The organism is Aquimarina sediminis, from assembly GCF_002895435.1.
In the GTDB taxonomy this organism is placed as follows: Bacteria; Bacteroidota; Bacteroidia; order Flavobacteriales; family Flavobacteriaceae; genus Aquimarina; species Aquimarina sediminis.
The window spans coordinates 53,107-72,629 of the sequence record NZ_POYJ01000009.1 but is presented as its reverse complement, the minus strand read 5'-3'; the positions used below and the strand labels follow the sequence as shown (position 1 = coordinate 72,629).

At 32.3% G+C, this 19,523-nt stretch carries 16 protein-coding genes; 9 read left to right on the top strand and 7 right to left on the bottom strand.

Annotation, left to right across the window (positions count from 1 at the left end; translation table 11 throughout):
* Positions 1-296 precede the first annotated feature (296 nt).
* Both C1X07_RS17730 and C1X07_RS17725 read right to left on the bottom strand, forming a co-directional pair.
* The gene (locus tag C1X07_RS17730) at positions 297-884 is read right to left on the bottom strand and encodes a DUF4202 domain-containing protein (protein ID WP_103071377.1); all 588 of its coding nucleotides are present in this window, start codon (positions 882-884) and stop codon (positions 297-299) included.
* A gap of 117 nt (positions 885-1,001) precedes the next feature.
* Positions 1,002-1,487, bottom strand: a complete 486-nt coding sequence (locus C1X07_RS17725) for a lipocalin-like domain-containing protein (RefSeq protein WP_164914192.1) — start codon at positions 1,485-1,487, stop codon at positions 1,002-1,004.
* 196 nt (positions 1,488-1,683) lie between these two features.
* Here C1X07_RS17725 and C1X07_RS17720 point away from each other — a divergent pair, with 196 nt between their 5' ends.
* The gene (locus C1X07_RS17720; protein WP_103071375.1) at positions 1,684-1,872 is read left to right on the top strand and encodes a hypothetical protein; all 189 of its coding nucleotides are present in this window, start codon (positions 1,684-1,686) and stop codon (positions 1,870-1,872) included.
* A gap of 25 nt (positions 1,873-1,897) precedes the next feature.
* Here the strand turns inward: C1X07_RS17720 and C1X07_RS17715 are convergent, their stop codons facing one another.
* The 4 genes from C1X07_RS17715 to C1X07_RS17700 form a co-directional block, all read right to left on the bottom strand.
* Complete coding sequence (locus tag C1X07_RS17715; protein WP_103071374.1) at positions 1,898-3,355, bottom strand: S41 family peptidase; 1,458 nt, start codon at positions 3,353-3,355, stop codon at positions 1,898-1,900.
* A 188-nt stretch (positions 3,356-3,543) separates the two neighbouring features.
* Positions 3,544-4,839, bottom strand: coding sequence for a carboxypeptidase-like regulatory domain-containing protein (locus tag C1X07_RS17710; RefSeq protein WP_103071373.1), 1,296 nt, complete (start codon positions 4,837-4,839; stop codon positions 3,544-3,546).
* Positions 4,840-4,978: 139 nt separating this feature from the next.
* The gene (locus C1X07_RS17705) at positions 4,979-6,382 is read right to left on the bottom strand and encodes an ATP-binding protein (RefSeq protein ID WP_103071372.1); all 1,404 of its coding nucleotides are present in this window, start codon (positions 6,380-6,382) and stop codon (positions 4,979-4,981) included.
* Between the two features lie 215 nt (positions 6,383-6,597).
* Positions 6,598-7,131: a hypothetical protein gene (locus C1X07_RS17700; protein WP_128755315.1), complete on the bottom strand. Its 534-nt coding sequence runs from the start codon at positions 7,129-7,131 to the stop codon at positions 6,598-6,600.
* A gap of 360 nt (positions 7,132-7,491) precedes the next feature.
* Between C1X07_RS17700 and C1X07_RS17690 the strand changes: the two genes are divergently transcribed.
* The 4 genes from C1X07_RS17690 (at position 7,492) to C1X07_RS17675 (ending at position 13,036) form a co-directional block, all read left to right on the top strand.
* A complete protein-coding gene (locus tag C1X07_RS17690) occupies positions 7,492-9,813 on the top strand; it encodes a patatin-like phospholipase family protein (RefSeq protein ID WP_103071369.1) in 2,322 nt (773 codons plus the stop codon).
* A 46-nt stretch (positions 9,814-9,859) separates the two neighbouring features.
* Positions 9,860-10,312 (top strand): type II RES/Xre toxin-antitoxin system antitoxin, encoded by a 453-nt coding sequence (parS, locus tag C1X07_RS17685; RefSeq protein ID WP_103071368.1) that lies wholly within the window; start codon positions 9,860-9,862, stop codon positions 10,310-10,312.
* Positions 10,312-10,767 (top strand): RES family NAD+ phosphorylase, encoded by a 456-nt coding sequence (locus C1X07_RS17680; RefSeq protein WP_103071367.1) that lies wholly within the window; start codon positions 10,312-10,314, stop codon positions 10,765-10,767. The genes parS and C1X07_RS17680 overlap by 1 nt, the downstream gene beginning before the upstream one ends.
* A 199-nt stretch (positions 10,768-10,966) precedes the next feature.
* The gene (locus C1X07_RS17675; RefSeq protein ID WP_103071366.1) at positions 10,967-13,036 is read left to right on the top strand and encodes a M13 family metallopeptidase; all 2,070 of its coding nucleotides are present in this window, start codon (positions 10,967-10,969) and stop codon (positions 13,034-13,036) included.
* Positions 13,037-13,113: 77 nt separating this feature from the next.
* On the opposite strand, the gene C1X07_RS17670 is transcribed toward C1X07_RS17675, so the two are convergent.
* The gene (locus C1X07_RS17670; RefSeq protein WP_103071365.1) at positions 13,114-13,758 is read right to left on the bottom strand and encodes a hypothetical protein; all 645 of its coding nucleotides are present in this window, start codon (positions 13,756-13,758) and stop codon (positions 13,114-13,116) included.
* A gap of 111 nt (positions 13,759-13,869) precedes the next feature.
* On the opposite strand from C1X07_RS17670, the gene C1X07_RS17665 reads away from it, so the two are divergent.
* The 4 genes from C1X07_RS17665 (at position 13,870) to C1X07_RS17650 (ending at position 19,499) form a co-directional block, all read left to right on the top strand.
* Positions 13,870-15,204: an aspartate kinase gene (locus C1X07_RS17665; RefSeq protein WP_103071364.1), complete on the top strand. Its 1,335-nt coding sequence runs from the start codon at positions 13,870-13,872 to the stop codon at positions 15,202-15,204.
* A gap of 210 nt (positions 15,205-15,414) precedes the next feature.
* A complete protein-coding gene (locus C1X07_RS17660) occupies positions 15,415-16,953 on the top strand; it encodes a YifB family Mg chelatase-like AAA ATPase (protein ID WP_103071363.1) in 1,539 nt (512 codons plus the stop codon).
* A 211-nt stretch (positions 16,954-17,164) separates the two neighbouring features.
* Entirely contained in the window at positions 17,165-18,292 is a 1,128-nt protein-coding gene (locus C1X07_RS17655) for a DUF2891 domain-containing protein (RefSeq protein ID WP_103071362.1), read from the top strand.
* 4 nt (positions 18,293-18,296) lie between these two features.
* Positions 18,297-19,499 (top strand): Nramp family divalent metal transporter, encoded by a 1,203-nt coding sequence (locus C1X07_RS17650; protein WP_103071361.1) that lies wholly within the window; start codon positions 18,297-18,299, stop codon positions 19,497-19,499.
* Positions 19,500-19,523 lie beyond the last annotated feature (24 nt).

The window sequence follows — 19,523 nt, the reverse complement described above, 5'->3', positions numbered from 1 at the left end:
TGATAGAATTAATCAAATTCTCCTATTTGATGTAGCCATAATCTTTTAATTTTGAAAGAATAAAGATACAGGGTGATTTAATTTTTTGAGACTATTTTTTTTAAGTCTTGTTTACAATTGGATGTTTACTCTAACTAGAGTTTCTATTTTATGATAAATAAAATGTAATATCCAGAATCGTTAGACTCTTTAAATGTTTAAATGAGCGGAAGTATTTAATTAAATTTCCTTACAATATTATCTATTAATTCAAATTCTTCTTTTGCATTGAATAGTAGATCAAAGTAAATTGTTGATTATTCGTCTAACGCTTGTTTAATAAGTTTTAATGCTTTTTCAGAATATGAAAGTTGTAAAGCTGATTGATGTCCTTTTTCAGACATTTTACGCCAGGTTTTTTGTAAAATATCGATTACCTTTTCTTCAGTATGTTTTTCTAAAAACTCTTCATAATAGAAATTAAGAAAGACAAGGCAAATTACGTCTTCGAGAATTTGGGTTTCCTCATCTTTTTTTAGTTTTTTCTTCTGTAACAAAAAGGAAACCCTGTCTATTGTTTGGGTATCATATCCTAAATCTTGAAGTATTTCTGATGCTTTTCTAGCATGGAACTTTTTTAAATCTTCTCTCCATTTAAGATATCCTATACGATCCATTGGATAACCAGAACGAGGTATCTCCCAACGACATATGTGCTGAGAACGTGCTGCTAATTTTAATGCGTCAGAAGCATCTGATTCAAAATCTTCTAACGTTTGAGTCATTCTCTGTCCGTAGATTAATTCTTTGGCAATAGGCTTGCCGTTTACAATTTCTGTATTAGGATCCTCGGCATTTGCCTGATCAAATAGTGTATATGCTTCAGTTATTATTTTGGTAGTCATATAGGCGTGTAGATTGATATTCCTACAAAGTTAGAGTTTTTTGAGGGAGAATATATGGTAGAGAATCAAATATCTTTTCCAATTCTATAAAAACTATATCATCTTTTGTAGAAAATATTAAAGACCAATAGGGACGTAGGTATCAATAAAGGTACTTTTGCTCGAAAACTGTTTATGTCTAAATTGCAGCCGAAGAGTATCTTTGGTAAGCTTGAGGATTTTTAAAAACTTATAATTTTTATCCACTTTCATAATCTCAGGAAGTTGATCACTGGTTATTTTAATATATGAATTCTCTACTTTGTTTTTAGTAATCTTCCAATTACCAGAGAGCGAGGAACCACAATCCTTATACTCACCATTATTATCTTTCATTGTCATATCGGGATAATAAGTAATCCTATAAGAAAGAAAGCAACCACTCATATTCATACGAGTGCCATTATTATATCTGTATGCGATTTTCCAGGTTTTTCCAGATTCTCCAGCTAATAGTTCTAGGGCATTTTGAGGTAGTACATTAGATTTCTTATTGGTTTTTGAACAAGAAACAGCACCAATTAGGGTAATTATGATTAGTATAGGCAATATAAATTTCATCATAGTAATCATTTGACATTACAATGTATAAAAAATTATAGTGAACTTATGTCAATACTTTGTAATTGTTAATACTTATGTGAAAAAGTATTCTAAAGGTTTATTTTTTAAGTAGGTTTTAAGCCTATTTTTACCGCGTAGTTTTAGTGTTATTAGATTTTGATTAATAACCTAAAGTATATGAAAATTGGACTAGCCTATGACAGAGTATGTACTTTTAACAGATGAGCAAAGTTATTTTGTTGAGTATCTTATTGGAGAATTGGTATTATCAAATAGTATCAGTGAAGCAATGAAATTTGATGATGAGCATCTTGCCTTAAAGTTTAAGAAGATGCTACATAATTCTTGTAAACTTACAACTAGTGTTAATACGTATATAGGGTAGGGTCAAAATAGATTTTAAGAGCTATTTACTTACCACTAATTAGTCTTAAAATGTAATCTAATTCAGAATCCTTACCAGAGATTAAATCTTGGACAGAGAGGATAATGTGTTTGTCTGGCGGGACACCTGATCCTTTGGGGATTGTTCTGTCTTTTACATAGTTGTTAAATCTTTCCATATACATGGACATGATTATTTTAGAATTTGGAAATTCATAATACACAGGGAAATCCCCATTAAAAAAATAATACCCGCCACCTGTTTCTTCACCCACTATAGTAATATTTGGATTGTTTTTAGCATTTAAAACAAAAGTAGACCCTGTAGAAAAAGTAGCCCCTCCTGCCAACACATATACATTACCTGTAAACCTATCTTTATCAGGAACCATAATAGCTTCCATATCATCAAAAGGAAGTTTCCAACCATCATAAATAGGGTGATTGTTATACTTGTCTTTTAAGAATTGTTTTTCGTTAAAAAATGTCCTGGTCACGTATTTTTTTTCAGGGATAGAGAGCGAAGCTACGTATTTACTAGAGACTTGCTTAAACAGATTATTAGAAATAAAAGAGTATAAATGAACAGCATTGGATCTAAAACCTCCATCGTTATGCCTAACATCGATGACTAAATGTTTGATCTTTTTTTGTTTTATCTCTTTAAAAATCTTTGTTAGATGCGATTCAAAAATTCTAGTATCACTATTAAACGAATTTACTATAAGTATAGCAGTTTTCAGTTTTTCTTTATAATAAACATGAGGTGTTTTATTGCTTATAAATGTATTGAAAAAATCAAAACCGCTTTCTTTTGTATGATATTTGGCAAAATAGCTGTTACGTTTTGTATTTCTGCGTCTTACTTTTGTAAAAGATTCGGCAGATAATGTGAGGTCTTTTTTTACACCATCAGGCTCAGTATATTCAATATGATACTTTTTTTTAATACCATATTCATATGCCAGATACAGACCCAATTTCAATTCTATTTCTCTATATTTTTTAGTGATACTATATCCATCTACAGGAACATATTTTTTTAATTTTTCCAGAATTATGGATGCTTTTTCTCCATTGATACTGTTAATTTTTGAACCAACCGGAATTCCAAAATCTTCAGTATCCGTATAAAAATCGGTATGGATCAATTTTAGAATCAAAGGAAAGTAATATTGATCTGTCTTTATCGTATTTGGAACGAACAATTGAAGATGTCCATCTTTAATATGATCAGTAATATGTAGCATTTTTTTATAAAGAGCAATATCCAATAGCTCTTTGGTAAAGGACTTTTTTGTGTTTTCAAAGACATAATCCAAAGAATCATTCGCGACATATTCATACAAACTAGGATGTCCCTTTTTTAGAATGTTTTCAAAGATTTTAAAATCTTCTTTAGCTCCTAATGAGTCAAGCTTTCTTTGTGCGGAAAGAGTGCATGAGATGATATAAAAAAGTACAAAATATTGTATTTTTTGCATTAGATAATTTTGAATGTATACCTTAATTAACTTCTTTAGACAAGGAGTTGTTGCATTTTTTGTTTTCCCTAGTGTAAAAATAGTAAAATTAGATTGCGAATTCTACATTAAAAACTGAACTTTAATAACAATAAAAAAAGAACATACAAACTGTATGTTCTTGTAGAAGCAGAAAGCATATTATTTTTTTAATTCAATTTACGCAATTGTCGTTGAATTTTTCTTATTGCCGATTCGATAGATTTTTCTGGCTCGATTACATTGTATTCTCCCCAGAATTTTGGGTCAGAGAAACCAGAAGCTTCATCGCTGATAACAACAGATGACTTTAATCGATCTTTTGGTTTGATGGTTTGGTTATCGATATTTTTTTTCCAATCGGTTATTGCCATTTCGACATTTAGCTTATATACCGAATTGAATAGTTTCTTTTTCCAATTTATTTTTACAGTGAGATCAATACGGCCATAGCCATAATACCATTTACCATTTTTTTGACGATAATCAATGTTGTATGACGCCTGAGTAGGTTGTACTTTTGCATTTCTTGGTTTTTTTCTTACAAACATTCTACTTACCTCTTCTTTGTCTTCCATATTTAGGCTATAGATAGCTTTGGTCATAGCAAGTGTTTCAGAGTCTATATAAAGTTTGCCAAAATACAAGGGTTCTTTTATATGCGAGCGTTGTTTAAACTTTAAGACATAAATATCTTTATTATTAATCTTAGTAGATTTATCAAAAGTAAAAATATAGGTATCGGTCATGTTTTCTGTAAAAAGAATTTCAGGGTTTTTCATCACATCTATATATAGTGTGCTCGTAGGTCCCCCTTGTAGCTTTAACGTCAAAGTGTCTAACTTTTTGTAATCTGCACTTTTTCGAGCTTTGAAGAGTTTTATAACATCTGTTTTTGGAGACTCGTATGGGTTTTTGTATACATCTACAACAGCTTCAGAAAGAGAAACATAAGTTCTTCTTTTTTTAATTGTTTCTCTATAAAAAGCAGTCATGATGGTATTGTCGTTTATATAGTTTGTTCCCTTTTTCTTTAATACTGCACGTATTAAAGCTTCTGGATCTTTGGGGCCAATATTAACTTCTCCTAATTCTGTTATAGAGACATCGAGTTTTATTTTTAATTTTTTTTCACCAAAATCAGAAAGAGGAATGATTTTGTCCAAATAGCCAAGATGAGAAATTACAATCTTGCCACTTGCCATATCTTTAGGTACTTTTAATAAAAATTCTCCTTCATCGTTAGTGATTGTAGAAATATTGGTATTATCAACAGTGATAGTTACAGAGATTAAAGGTCTATTTGTTTCCTTATCCAAAATATATCCATTATACTCGTTATAATTAACGGTATCTTCTTGAAAATAGGTAAATGCATTTATGTGTGTTGTAAATCCAAATATCAACAAAACAAATAACAAATGGTCAATGCGTTTTTTATAAAATATTTTCTTTTTAATAATCATCGCTCGGGCTTTTTGGTTGAGTATTTTTTTAGAAGAGCTTCGTCTTACTTTACAAGATAAGGATTTTTAGTAAAGAAATTTTATGAGATAAGTTAAAACCGGTGGTTTTACTTAATTGTGTAGTGTCTGAGAATACTGTTTAATGGTATTCATGATAGTTTCCAAACCAATTTTTGAGCTTAATATTTAAAATTTCTGTGGTAAAAGGTTTAGTTATATAATCATCAAGACCTTTGGCCATGTAACGTTCTGCATCGCCTGGTAATGCATTGGAGGTTAAAGCAATTATTGGTGGGACTTTTGTATGATTTTTGCGTATAAGATTAGATGTTTGAACACCATCCAATTCAGGTAAATTAATGTCCATTAATATAAGATTATAGGTGTCTTCTTTATACATGTTTACTGCTTGTCTTCCGTCTTTTGCGATATCTACTGTACACCCTAAATATTTTAAAATTTGTTTCGAGACAAGAATGCTAGTTTCAGAGTCTTCTACGAGCAGCACATGTAGATCGTATTTGTTCTTTTGTATACAAGCTGTCGTTTTTTCTTTTAGGATTACTGGTTTATGAGAGGCGTTTGCTTTAAAGGTAAACCAGAAGTTGCTACCTTTTCCAAGTTCACTTTTTACGCCTAATTCCCCATCCATTAGGCTTACCAGATTTTTGCAAATAGTAAGCCCTAATCCAGTTCCTTCTCCTGTTATAATAGATTCTTGATGGAATTGGCTAAAACGAGTAAAAAGTATTTCTAGATCCTTTTTATCAATCCCAATTCCGGAGTCCTTGACTTCTACTTTTATGGTTAACTCTTCATTTATTCGAGATAGAAGTGAAGCATGTATAGATATTGCTCCCGTATCTGTAAATTTTACAGCATTACCAATTAGGTTAGAAATAACTTGCGTTAATCGGCTGCCGTCTGCCATTATATTTTCTGGTAACTCTTCTGAATATATTGAGGTAATATCAATGCCCTTGGTAATAGCTGTTGCCAAAAAAAGATCAACATTTTGATTGACTATATTTTTAAAATTAACATCAGTAGGTAATAAATCAAATTTACCAGCCTCTATTTTTGCTAAATCTAAGATTTGATTCAGGATATCCAATAGATTGAGGGAGGAGTGATGAATCGTTGTTACATACTCTTTTTGAAGATCATTTAACTTGGTATTTTTATATAATAAATCTATCATACCCACAACACCAACCATTGGGGTTCGGATTTCATGACTCATATTGGCAAGAAACTCTTGTTTAAACTTTGAAGCTCTTAGTATTTGTTTATTCTTCTCTTTTAACTTGTCAAGATTTCTACCTCCGAACATAGCGAATAATCCTAAAAAAATAGGAGCTGAATCTATTATGTAGTGAATTGGATAGTTTTGTTGTACATAGGTAAATGACTTCCATGTATATTCAAGATCGAGTCTTGCTATATCTATGCCAGTTGCCAAAATTGGAAATAGAAAACCAAATAACATACCATAGAGAGTGTATTTACTCGCTTCAGATTTGAACCATGATATTCTCATCATACTAATTTATTTGGTTAGGTCCTGTTTGTTAATTTAGTGTTTTAGAGTTGGTAGTAAAAGGGTATGATTAGAGGTTAATTGTTATATATGCATTGTCTTAATACTGGTATTGATGTTTATAAGGTATTGAATAATCTACAAAAAAAGAAAAGGTTTTTAAAAAATCCACGACAGAACTTTGCCGTGGATTTTTAACCTTACTTCTAATGATTGAATTATAATTTAAAAACTATCTTTCTTAGTTTGTATCCATCAACTTTTATTAAATAGGTCTTTGGATCTACATAATTTTGAATATACTCATCAACTTCTCCTTTGTCTAGTAATCTTCCAGACATATTATATAAACTGTAGTTTACTCCTAAAGGAACGTCTTTTATATGTTTAAAAGTTTTTTGATCTGTACTTTGTTGACATGTATCATCAGCCAGAAATCTATTGATAAAAGTAATTCTTCCTTGCTCTTCTCCTTCTAAAGTAACAGTAGCACTATCATCAATATCTATGATTCCGGTACCTGTTAAATCTCCAAGAATTATTAAACATGCGTTTCTTACTTTTATACGAACTCCATCTTCAAGATGTAGGCTTTCTGTAATAAAAATAACACCTTCTTCAGTGTTTTCATCCAAACCATCAACAATAGTGTTTTCTGTAACTGACATTAACTTGTAAGAGATGTCAATTTTGGTATTTGCAAAAGTAATACTTGTTAAAAACAAGACTAGTAGGGGTAAAAATCTTTTCATGAGTTTGGTTTTGGGGTTGAACTTATATTTTTTTGTAAGATTTATCTTACTTGATTTGATTTTTTATCGTTGTAAAACACATAATCAACGACAATATACAATATTTTATGTTAAAAACGTAATTTTATTGTGTTCAATATTGAGTATTGTTAAATATTTTGGAGTGAAACTTAAGGGAAACCCCTTTGATTACTGGAAATTTTCCGAAATGACTTTTTTTTATTTTTTTTTAAATTATTCAAGTAATCTGCTATTTATTTGATTATTAGTAGGTAATAAATAAAAACGAATTAAAAATTAGGAGTATTTGTTTTATTAAGTAGATTTATAATATTCTTAGAAACCTAATTTTTACTGTAAATGATAGAACTGTTGTTGTTTTTTCAACGCTTTAGCACATGGTTCAAAATACTACTGACCGAATTGTCTAATAATTTTATTAGCCTCTTTTTTATTATAGCTTTATATTTTGCTTTATGGCACTTTCCTCAAACCACTGATTTGTTATTAATACTAAATCAAGCAGATGCTTTTTTATTCGAAGTTCCTTTGTATTTTTTTCTTCTTATGACTTCAGCTTTCTTAATCTGGAATATTCCTAAATATTTCTATTATTATAATTATAAAGATATCTCATTCTCTAATCTAATAGGTTTTATACCAAATCAGCATTACAAATATCAGGATAAAAATAGCGGAGTAAGTTATAGTTATATAGTTAGAATGCATATGAGAAAGGTAGTACCCAGGATTTTGGCACTATTATTATTAATTATTTCGGCTTTAAGTATTCTTAATGCTATGGTCTTGTTTGGTCTTAGTAATACATATACTAATTTCCTGGATCCTGCAAACTCCTTAATTTTTAGCATCTTTTTTTTGCTGTTATTCTCAGAGCCTATTTTATATGATCATCTGAGAGCATCTTTTAATAAGATTCCAAAAACTAATGTGTTTTTAATATTGTTAGCCTTTGGATTAGTTATATTTATTATATCTCTGGGTACTTTAAATACTCAAACAGAAAAAGATTTGGGAAATCTATTTTTATCTAATTGTGCCCTTGCCTTATTCTTCTTTATCCTGTCTTTTAACAGTTATCGTTTCTTAAAAGAATTCCCAATAAAGTGGTTTTATGGAATTGTGCTGGTAACAGGTTTTGTTTTATTGATTTTGTCTTTGATTCTTAGTCTAATTCCTGTGTGGGCAAGTAGAATAAACCCCTTATCTATTTTGATATTATCATTTATAAGTTTGTTTATGATAAGTTTTGTGTTGATTCTTTTAGGTAAAAAAGTTAAGCTACCCTTGTTCACAGTCGTTGTTGTTTTGTGTTTATTCTCGACAAGATTTTTCTCAAAAAATTCGGACCACTATCAGCTTATTTTAAAACCAACAGAAACAGCTAGACCTATGATGGAAAAATACATTTATCAATGGATAGTCGATAGAATTGATATTATTAAAGAACAAAAAGGACAATTCTCTGTATTGTTAGTTTCATCAGAAGGAGGAGGGTCAAGAGCTGGGCTTTGGTCATTTTTGGTACATAGTTATTTGTATGAAATGTCTGACGGGAAGTATTTTGAAGAAAATTTGTTATCATTATCCGGAGCCTCGGGAGGTAGTGTTGGTAATGCCATGTTTTTTGCAGAAGCTCGATATGCAACACTACACAAAAAACAAGCTAACTTTAAAACGATACCTAATCATACCAAATTATCTACAAAATATAAAGCTAGTTCTGTTTATAGGCAAAATTACCTATCGACATCTCTACTCTCATTATTAGGGAGAGATTTGTTTAAAGAAGTAACTGGTTTGTTTAGTTTTAAGAATAGAGGGCAGTTATTAGAAGAGCAATGGAGTAATGCATTCAAAAAAAACTTTTTCAAAAAATCTAATGATGAGATTTTACAAAAAGAATTTTTGTCTTTTTATCAAAATACTTTTAATAAAGATAAAAAGATTATAAGTAATAACTTACCTCCTCTTTTGTTGATCAATACCACACACACTCAAACAGGTAATTATAATATTATAAGTCCGGTTAAATACACTCATTTAAAACCTTTAATTGGTATGGAGGATTTTATCGAAAACCTACAAAGCAGTTATCCAGGTAATTCAATCGGATTGTCTACAGCAATGAGAATAAATGCTAGTTTTCCCTATATAACGCCTGTTGGAGAAGTAAGGAGAATTACCAAATCAGGTGAATTATACTCTGATCAGTATGCAGATGCAGGATATTACGATAATATTGGAGGTAGGGTTTCAAAAGGAATTGAAGAGGTTTTGAATAAGGTAGTACAAGATTCTTTTCCTGAATTACAAAGCAAGATTAAAATTAAACATTTGATTATAGCCAATGATGAAGAACGTAAAATAGTAAAAACACAAACGCAACTAGAAGCTCCTTTAACAACTTTACAAAATGTTAGATATGGTCACACTCAAGAAATGATTAAAAAACTGGGAACCGCTTATATTGTTAAACTAAAACCAACAATAATACCACTGTCTTCATCAAGATCACTGTCTAAAAATTCTGAAGAAACTATAATGATTAAGCCTGTCTTGCCATTAGGGAGATATTTATCAACAGTAGCTATTAGATCAATGGAAGCTAGATTAGATATGGTAAAACCGCAATTAGATTCGATTTTAGTTATAAAATGAGACAATTGTCATTATTTTTTGTATTTTTGTCATAAATTATAAAGCTATGAGTGCAGTATCTCCATTAGATTTTGACAGTTTTGAAAATAAAGGGCTATTACGATATTTAAATATAGACATTCCTCTAAGAAATATGTATGATTTTATTGAGTTGTCAAGAAACGGAATAGATAAAAAAGCATTGTTACATCTAGCAAAAACTATTGATTTTGATCTTAAAGAGTTAGCACATATTCTTCATATGTCTGAGCGCACTATCCAACGGTATGATCTTAATAAGAAATTAAATACAGAGGCAAGCGCCAGAGTTTTGCAATTAGCTAAACTTTATGCAAAAGGAGAAAATATTTTTGGAGACCTTAATCGATTTAAAAGTTGGATGGAGCATCCAAGTGTAGCACTAGCTATGAAAAAACCAAAAGAACTTTTGGACACTACTTTTGGATTTCAATTACTTAATGAAGAATTGGTTCGTATCGAACATGGAATTTTTGTATAATGCAGGTATACCGAATAGCAAAACAAAAATATATTAAAGACCTCACCGGGATTGGTGCAAAAACAGTAGGAGGAAGATGGAATCCCAAAGGTGTTGCAGTTTTGTATACAAGTACTACGGCTGCACTTTCTACATTAGAAGTTTTGGCTCATTTGCCAGCGGCATATTTTCCAGATGACATGGCACTGGCAACTATAACTGTACCTGATGAATTAATAACTACAATAGATATAAAAAAAGTACCAGATAATTGGAATAAAATTCCAGTACCAATAGAAGTACAGAACTATGCCATGCACTGGATAATTGAAGAAAAATACTTAGGTCTAATGGTGCCAAGTATTATAATTCCTATGGAACAAAACCTTCTTGTTAATCCATTACATCCAGAGTTTCACCAAGTAAAACTTCTCAATATAGAACCGTTTTCTTTTGATACCAGATTATTAAAATAATAGTTTCAGGGAGGAGGCAACTCAAATATTGCAAGTTTATTGTGTTTAGAATCTTATTTTTTCGTTAAAACTACATCCAAAAACCGGTAACATATTTCATTTTGTATAAATTACGCGCTCTATATACGTAACGAATTCTCAATTCAAACGTCATATGGAAGATAACTAATCTTAATTTAATAACAGAATGATTATAAAAATGAAAAAAATACATTTTTTGGCGGTACTCATTCTCGCTTTTGTAAGTTGTAAAAATGAAACAAAAAAAGAGGATGTTGATACTAAAGCTATAGCCGAAGTTGAAAAAATTCCAGGAATAGTTCTGGAAAATATGGATTCTACCGTGAGTCCAAAAGAGGATTTCTACAATTACGTTAATGGTAATTGGATGAAAACCACAGAAATTCCCGAAGATAGAACACGATGGGGTGGTTTTGGTGTTTTGAGAAAAAAAACTGATGATGATGTTCTAAAGATTTTGGAAGAAGCAAAAGCTAGTGGTAAATATGCAGCAGGTACTGATCAGCATAAAGCGTTGTCCATTTTTGAATCAATAATGGATACTACAGCAAGAGATAAGGCAGGTGTTGCACCATTACAACCTACCTTAGATAAAATTGCCACAATAAAAAACATTAAAGATCTACAAGAAGTATTAGCTACAGAAACTGCTGTAACTGCACCATTCTTTGGATTTACTTCATTTCCTGATTTAAATAATAGTGATATCAATGCTCCATATGTTACTACTGGAAATTTAGGGTTACCTGATCGTGATTACTATTTAGATCAAGATGATAAATCAAAGGAAATCAGAGGTCAATACCTAGATCATATCACTAGAATGCTTCAGTATATCGGTGATACAGAACAAGAAGCACGTAAATCAGCAGAGACTATTTTGGCTATAGAAACTAAACTTGCCGAGCCTAGATTAGATAAAGTACAGAGTCGTGATGCTCGTAACTTCAATAATCCTAGAAGTGTTACTCAACTTTCAGAAATGACACCATCAGTAGATTGGATTAAATTAATGAAAGACCTTGGAGTAGAAAAACAGTTGGATACTGTTATGGTTTTAGAACCAAAATATATGAAAGCTCTACAAGGAGTGTTGGCAGATACAGGAATTGAAGACTTAAAAACAGTATTAAAGTGGTCTACATTGAATAATGTAACAGGAGCACTTTCTACAGAAATAGAAAAAGCAAACTGGGATTTTTATAGCAAAACACTTAGTGGAGCTAAAAAACAAAGACCATTAGAAGAACGTGCATTAGCTAGAGTAAATGGTTCTGTAGGAGAAGCTATCGGTCAATTATATGTTGATGCTAAGTTTCCGCCAGAAGCTAAAGAAAAAGCTGAAAAAATGATAGCAAATGTCATTAAAGCTTACCAAAAAAGAATTGAAGCTTTAGATTGGATGAGTGACAGCACAAAAGCAAAAGCTATTGAAAAACTTGATAAATTTACGGTTAAGATTGGTTATCCTAATAAATGGGAAGATTACTCAACATTGGGAGTAAAAGAAGAAAACTCTAATTTTGAGAACACTATGGCAGTGTCTAAATGGTCTTTTGATAAATCCATTTCAGAAATTGGAGAACCAGTGGATAAAACCAAATGGGGAATGTCTCCTCAAACAGTAAATGCATATTTCAACCCCTTGTTTAATGAAATTGTTTTTCCTGCGGCAATACTTCAACCACCTTTTTATAACTACACAGCAGACGATGCCGTTAATTATGGCGGCATAGGAGCAGTAATTGGACATGAAATATCCCACGCATTTGATGATTCTGGAGCTCGTTTCGATGCAGAAGGAAATCTTTCTAATTGGTGGACAGAAGATGATCTTACTAAATTTACAGAAAGAGGGAATGCTTTAGCAGAACAATATAGTGCTATAGAAGTATTAGATAGTGTTTTTATCAACGGGAAGTTTACTCTAGGTGAAAATATTGGAGATTTAGGAGGAGTACTTGGTGCTTATGATGGGTTACAGTTGCATTTTGCAGAAAACGGAAGACCAGAAGATATTGATGGATTTACTGCAGAACAGAGATTCTTTATGTCTTGGGCAACTGTATGGAGAACAAAGATTAGAGAAGATGCTTTGAGAACTCAAATCAAAACAGATCCACATTCTCCAGGAGATACAAGAGCGATACAACCGTTATTAAATATCCAGGCATTTTATGATGCCTTTGACATTAAAGAAGGTGATAAGATGTATTTAGCGCCAGAAAAAAGAGTACATATCTGGTAATTCTAATCATTTGAATTATAAAAAAAACCCTGCTAATTCAGCAGGGTTTTTTATGTATAGATTGATACCAAATGGTATTAACTTTCTTTTATTTCATTCATCAATAGGAAAGCTTTGTTCACGTATTCTTTTTCCAAAAACAGGGTAAAGTAATTTGAGGTAGAGATAACTTCAAAAACAGGGATACCTTCGTAAGCCAAAAGCTTAAAAATATAAAAATACAAACCAATTATCTTAGAATTATCTTCAGACAAGGCTATAGAGATAGATGATAAATCATCGGTTACCGAAATACATGTTTCATTTTTGAAATGCTTTTCAACAGTATTTTTAAGTGTAGAAGTCACTAGTATATTACTCTCCTGAAAATTACTTGAATAAGTAAAATAAGCCTTAGCTTCATCTTTAACACTATCCAAAAGGTTGCTCTGACTTGTTAGTATGCTGTTAGAGTTTAGGAATGTATATTCTGTAATTCCTGACCTAACAACAATATCACCCAAGTTCCTTAAATTATCAAGATTTTTAATCCTCCTTGGATGATAACGTCGTAATGCCATTACGATAGAACCTGGTTTAACAGGTTTTTTCATAACTTTTTCAACTTTTGGTAATAAGTCAACAGCTAGAGAACTAAAATTAATAATATCCCTAGATAAAGCATCTTCAAGAAAAGGCTGGTGCCGTAGTATATTATGCACACAATCAGTAATTGTTTTCATTGTTACATATTTAACATTCTGTGCAAATTTATGCTTTTTCTTTTAAAATATTTATTATTTGTACATTATTAATTAATTATGCACTGTTGAAAAATTGAAAAATCAAGATTGATGAAAGTTTTAAAGTTTGGTGGTACTTCTGTTGGGTCTGTAGAAAACCTAAATAAAGTTAGAGAGATTTTAACGGCAGATCAAGAAAATAAAATTGTAGTTTGTTCTGCAATGTCTGGAGTTACAGATCAACTAGTTCGATTAGTCGAAAATATAAAATTTGATGATGCAGAGGCAATTACTAGAAACTTACACCAGCTAGAGAGTAAACATAGTGATGTTATTGATGAGCTAATTGAAGATCAAGAAACAAGAAATGCTCTTAAGGACGGTTTATCTACTATGATAACTGAAATGTTTGAGATAGCAAGCCAAGAATATTCTGAAATAATAAATTCAAGAATCATAACGTATGGAGAAACTATTTTAACTTACATTTTCTCTGGTTTTTTAACTTCGATAGGAATACATAATGTGTTGTTGGACGCCAAAGAGTTTATGCATGTAGATTCTATAGAAAACCCCAATATTGAAAAGGTAGGCACAAGACTGAATAATGTTATTGAGAATAGTGAACAAGCTTCTTTATACATCACGCAAGGATTTGTTTGTAGAAATGAAAAAGAACAAATCAGTCATTTAAAAAGAGGAGGAAGCGATTATACATCAACTATAATAGGTGCGGCATTGAATGCTTCAGAAGTACAAATATGGACAGATATTGATGGGTTACATAATAACGATCCTAGATATGTTGATGAAACACGCCCTATTTCTCACCTTACATACAATGAAGCAGCAGAATTAGCATATTTTGGGGCCAAAATTCTTCACCCCCAAACTGTATCTCCAGTTGTTGGTAAAGATATACCTGTACTTCTAAAGAATACGTTTGCTCCAGATGCGCCAGGAACCGTTATTTCTAATAAAACATATCAGAAAGGATTGAAAGCAATTTCAGCAAAAGATGGAATTACAGCTATCAAAATCAAATCTAATCGTATGTTGATGGCTCATGGATACCTAAGAAGAATTTTTGAAGTTTTTGATAACTATCATACTTCAATAGATATGATTACGACATCAGAGATCGCAATATCATTAACAATTGATGATACAAGTAATCTGGATAAAATTGTTAAAGAAATAGAAACCTATGCAGAGGTGACTGTAGATCAAGACCATAGTATTATTTGTATCGTAGGAGAATCTGTAATCAATGATAAAAACTCATATAAACTTTTTGAGATATTAAATTTTATTCCTGTACGTATGGTATCATATGGAGGTAGTAATAATAATATATCAATTTTGGTAGACACTAAAGACAAAATACCAACATTAAGGTTTCTAAACGAAAAACTGTTTCAGGCTCAGGTAGAGGCAGTTGTATAATTGTTTGTTATGTAATTCAATTTATACAAGAACGGAAAGTAGGGCACAGGCTTCGGTATCATACGTAATATATCTATAAGAGGCTAAAAACCCTACTTTTTTAATTAAGTATGTACATAGGAGATGCTTTTTATATAACCAATACAAAATTCTAGTTTCATTTTTTAAAACTCGCTATTATTATGTTTGCATTTATGTAAAAACACAAATATGCTTACAAAAGTTTTTGGGAGTTCTGTTTTTGGAGTTGAAGCTACTACAATTACAGTCGAAGTAAATATTGACAAAGGGATAGGGTATCACCTTGTTGGCTTGCCTGATAATGCAATACGTGAAAGTAGCTATCGAATTGCCGCAGCTTTACAAAACAATGGTTATAAATTACCAGGAAAGAAGATTACCATTAACATGGCTCCTGCAGATTTAAGAAAAGAAGGATCTGCATATGATCTCACCCTGGCATTAGGGATTCTTGCTGCTAGTTCACAAATCAAAGGAACCACTATTTCTGAATATCTAATAATGGGAGAATTATCTCTCGACGGAAGCCTGCAACCAATAAAAGGAGCATTACCAATAGCGATTAAAGCCAGAGAAGAAGGTTTTAAGGGATTTATACTGCCAAAACAAAACGCTAAAGAGGCTGCGATAGTAGATCACCTCGAAGTATATGGAGTTGATAACATCAAAGAAGTGATAGATTATTTTGATGATAAAGGAGCATTAGAGCAAACCATAGTAGATACTAGAGATGAGTTTTTTACAGCACTTGATAATCCTGAGTTTGATTTTGCAGATGTAAAAGGACAAGAAAGTATAAAACGATGTATGGAGATCGCAGCAGCAGGAGGGCATAATATCATACTGGTAGGTCCTCCAGGAAGTGGTAAAACAATGATCAGTAAAAGGTTACCTGGTATATTGCCACCTATGTCATTGCAAGAAGCTCTAGAAACTACAAAAATTCACAGTGTCGTTGGGCGTATTAAAGATAATGTTGGGTTAATGGCACAACGTCCATTTCGTAGCCCGCATCATACAATATCTAATGTTGCATTAGTGGGTGGAGGGAGTTATCCACAACCAGGAGAAATATCATTATCTCATAATGGAGTGTTGTTTCTTGATGAACTTCCAGAATTTAAAAGAGAGGTGTTAGAGGTTATGCGTCAACCTCTGGAAGATAGAGAGGTGACCATATCCAGAGCCAAGTTTACTGTTACCTACCCTTCTAGTTTTATGCTGGTAGCTAGTATGAACCCTAGTCCTGGAGGATATTTTAATGACCCGAGTGCTCCGGTAACCTCCTCTCCAGCAGAAATGCAACGCTATCTTAGTAAAATATCAGGACCATTATTAGATAGAATAGATATTCATATAGAGGTTACTCCTGTGCCCTTCGATAAGCTTAGTGAAGAGCGAAGAGGAGAATCTAGTGTCGAAATAAGAAAAAGAGTAATCAAAGCCAGAGACATACAGACCCAAAGATTCTCTGATTTTAAAAGTATACATTATAATGCGCAGATGGGGGTAAAGCAAATAAAACAACATTGCTCCTTAGAGAAAGCATCAAAAGAGTTATTAAAAACTGCCATGGAGCGATTAAATCTCTCTGCTAGAGCCTATGATCGAATTCTAAAAGTATCAAGAACCATTGCTGATCTCGAGGGTTCAGAATCCATACAAGGAGATCATATCTCAGAAGCAATACAATACAGAAGTTTGGATCGTGATGGTTGGTTGGGGTGAGTATAAATAGACAGTTTATATCTTATTGTACAATTTGATTATTGACTATAATAATACATTATATGTATAAAGTCAATAGATTTTTGAACTTATGTTAGCAAATTAAGAATTTATAAACTATTTCCTCTTCTTATTAACAATCTGAGTAATGCCCTAAGGGAAATCAATATTTTTAGAGAAATGAATATTTCATAAACTCTAAATATTGATTATGTATCGAATACTTTTTTTGATTTTGACTATTACATTCTTTAGTTGTAATGATGGTAAAAAAACTGAGAAACAACCATTAGAACATCTAGAAACAGAAGAGCCAAAAGAAAATCCAATTGAAGAACCTCTACGACTTTCATTAGACCAGGCTAATAATTTAGCAACCCTTCCGTTAGCCTGTTTGCAGGTAGAGTACCCTAATAAATTAGGACAGACCTTAGGAGGTAAAGAAAATATCGGAGAGCCGCATGAGCTACATCCTACATTTTATGGATGTTTTGATTGGCATTCATCGGTTCACGGGCATTGGTCGTTGGTAAAACTTTTAAAAAAATTCCCAAACCTAGAAAAAAGAGAAGAGGCAAAAACTAAGCTGCTTCAAAATATCTCCAAAGAAAACATAGCGATAGAGATTCAATATTTTGAAGGTAAGCATAACAAATCTTATGAACGAACATATGGCTGGGCATGGTTGCTTAAGCTAGCCGAAGAGCTACATACCTGGGATGATCCATTAGCCAGAGAACTCGAAGAAAATTTACAGCCGCTTACCGATATAATTGTTCAGCGATATATTGATTTTTTACCTAAACTTAAGTACCCTATTAGGGTAGGTGAACATACTAATACTGCTTTTGGGCTATCATTTGCATGGGATTATGCTAACACGGTAAAAGATCAAAAACTAAAAGGTCTTATAGAAACAAGAGCAAAAGAATTTTATGATAATGATAAAGACTGTCCAATCGGTTGGGAGCCTAGTGGTTATGATTTCTTATCTCCATGTTTTGAAGAAATAGACCTTATGAGACGAGTGTTGAATAAAGAACACTTTGATGTTTGGATTTCAGACTTTATGCCACAGCTAAAAACTAAGAATTTCTCGATTGATGTAGGAGAAGTCTCTGATCGAACCGACGGTAAGTTAGTACATTTAGACGGACTCAATTTTAGTAGAGCATGGGTGTTGTATGGCTTAGCAAACCAGTATGAAGACTATGCACATTTGTTTTCTATAGCGAATACACATGTAACCTATTCCTTGCCAAATCTTGTAGGGGATAGTTATGAAGGAGGGCACTGGCTGGGGTCATTTGCTATTTATGCACTAGATATTAATTTCTAAATACATGAAGAAGTTTTTTAATATAGGACCCGGTACCTGGGTAACAGCTGCTTTTATTGGCCCAGGAACCGTAACAGTATGCACGCTGGCAGGAGTGCAATTTGGATATTCGCTACTTTGGGCATTGGTATTGTCTATTATTGCTTGTGTAGTGTTGCAGGAAATGGCAGCCAGACTTGGTGTCGTTACTCAAAAAGGACTGAGCGAAGTGTTGAAATCTCAATTTGATAATAAAATTATAAGAGGAGCACTAATCGCCCTGGTATTATCGGCTATATTTATTGGCAATGCAGCCTATGAGGCAGGTAATATAAGTGGAGGAGTACTAGGACTGGCAACTATTTTAGAATCCTCAGGAATTCCTAGTAACTATTTTAGTATTGGTATTGGGGTAATAGCCTTTATACTCTTGTATATAGGTAATTATAAGATCTTGGAGCGAAGTCTAATCGTCTTGGTGTTGTTAATGAGTATCGCTTTTATTGTTACGGCTATTGTTACCAAACCTGATATTTCTATGCTTCTTCGAGGTTTTGTTCCTGATTTTTCGGCGGATAAAGTCTTAACCATTGTTGGGTTAATAGGCACAACGGTTGTTCCTTATAATCTCTTTCTTCATGCATCCATTGTGAGTGAAAAGTGGAAATCTACAGATGATCTGCCAGAAGCAAAAAAAGATACTATTGTCGCTATAGTATTAGGAGGTCTCGTATCTATGGCAATCATAGTTGCAGGAGCTGCAATACAACAAACAGAAGTGAATAATGCGGCTGACCTGGCAAAAGGGTTAGAACCAGTGTTTGGGTCAATGGCAAAATATGTACTATCTGCAGGCTTGTTTGCAGCCGGAATCACCTCGGCAATTACAGCACCTCTTGCTGCAGCCTATGTAGTAAAAGGTTGTTTGGGATGGCAAAAAGGACTCAAGAGTAAATCGTTTAGAGCCGTATGGATGTTCATTCTTTTTATGGGAGTTTTGTTCTCTTCTTTAGGTATAAAATCAATAGTGATTATTCGATTTGCTCAGATAGCAAATGGGCTTCTTTTACCAGTCATTGCAATCTTCCTTTTATGGGTTATGAATCAGAAAAAAATACTAAGTAAATACACTAATACTCGAATGCAAAACCTAATCGGAATTATCATAATAGTATTCACTTGTTTTTTGGGTTTTAGAGGAATCTGGAAAGTTATAGAATCAATGTAGGAATTTTGATAAATACTTGTAGGA

Coding starts and splice junctions, on each gene's coding strand:
- C1X07_RS17730 (WP_103071377.1), bottom strand. CDS start 884: ATGACTACCAAAATAATAACTGAAGCATATACACTATTTGATCAGGCA.
- C1X07_RS17725 (WP_164914192.1), bottom strand. CDS start 1,487: ATGATGAAATTTATATTGCCTATACTAATCATAATTACCCTAATTGGT.
- C1X07_RS17720 (WP_103071375.1), top strand. CDS start 1,684: ATGACAGAGTATGTACTTTTAACAGATGAGCAAAGTTATTTTGTTGAG.
- C1X07_RS17715 (WP_103071374.1), bottom strand. CDS start 3,355: ATGCAAAAAATACAATATTTTGTACTTTTTTATATCATCTCATGCACT.
- C1X07_RS17710 (WP_103071373.1), bottom strand. CDS start 4,839: ATGATTATTAAAAAGAAAATATTTTATAAAAAACGCATTGACCATTTG.
- C1X07_RS17705 (WP_103071372.1), bottom strand. CDS start 6,382: ATGATGAGAATATCATGGTTCAAATCTGAAGCGAGTAAATACACTCTC.
- C1X07_RS17700 (WP_128755315.1), bottom strand. CDS start 7,131: ATGAAAAGATTTTTACCCCTACTAGTCTTGTTTTTAACAAGTATTACT.
- C1X07_RS17690 (WP_103071369.1), top strand. CDS start 7,492: ATGATAGAACTGTTGTTGTTTTTTCAACGCTTTAGCACATGGTTCAAA.
- parS (WP_103071368.1), top strand. CDS start 9,860: ATGAGTGCAGTATCTCCATTAGATTTTGACAGTTTTGAAAATAAAGGG.
- C1X07_RS17680 (WP_103071367.1), top strand. CDS start 10,312: ATGCAGGTATACCGAATAGCAAAACAAAAATATATTAAAGACCTCACC.
- C1X07_RS17675 (WP_103071366.1), top strand. CDS start 10,967: ATGAAAAAAATACATTTTTTGGCGGTACTCATTCTCGCTTTTGTAAGT.
- C1X07_RS17670 (WP_103071365.1), bottom strand. CDS start 13,758: ATGAAAACAATTACTGATTGTGTGCATAATATACTACGGCACCAGCCT.
- C1X07_RS17665 (WP_103071364.1), top strand. CDS start 13,870: ATGAAAGTTTTAAAGTTTGGTGGTACTTCTGTTGGGTCTGTAGAAAAC.
- C1X07_RS17660 (WP_103071363.1), top strand. CDS start 15,415: ATGCTTACAAAAGTTTTTGGGAGTTCTGTTTTTGGAGTTGAAGCTACT.
- C1X07_RS17655 (WP_103071362.1), top strand. CDS start 17,165: ATGTATCGAATACTTTTTTTGATTTTGACTATTACATTCTTTAGTTGT.
- C1X07_RS17650 (WP_103071361.1), top strand. CDS start 18,297: ATGAAGAAGTTTTTTAATATAGGACCCGGTACCTGGGTAACAGCTGCT.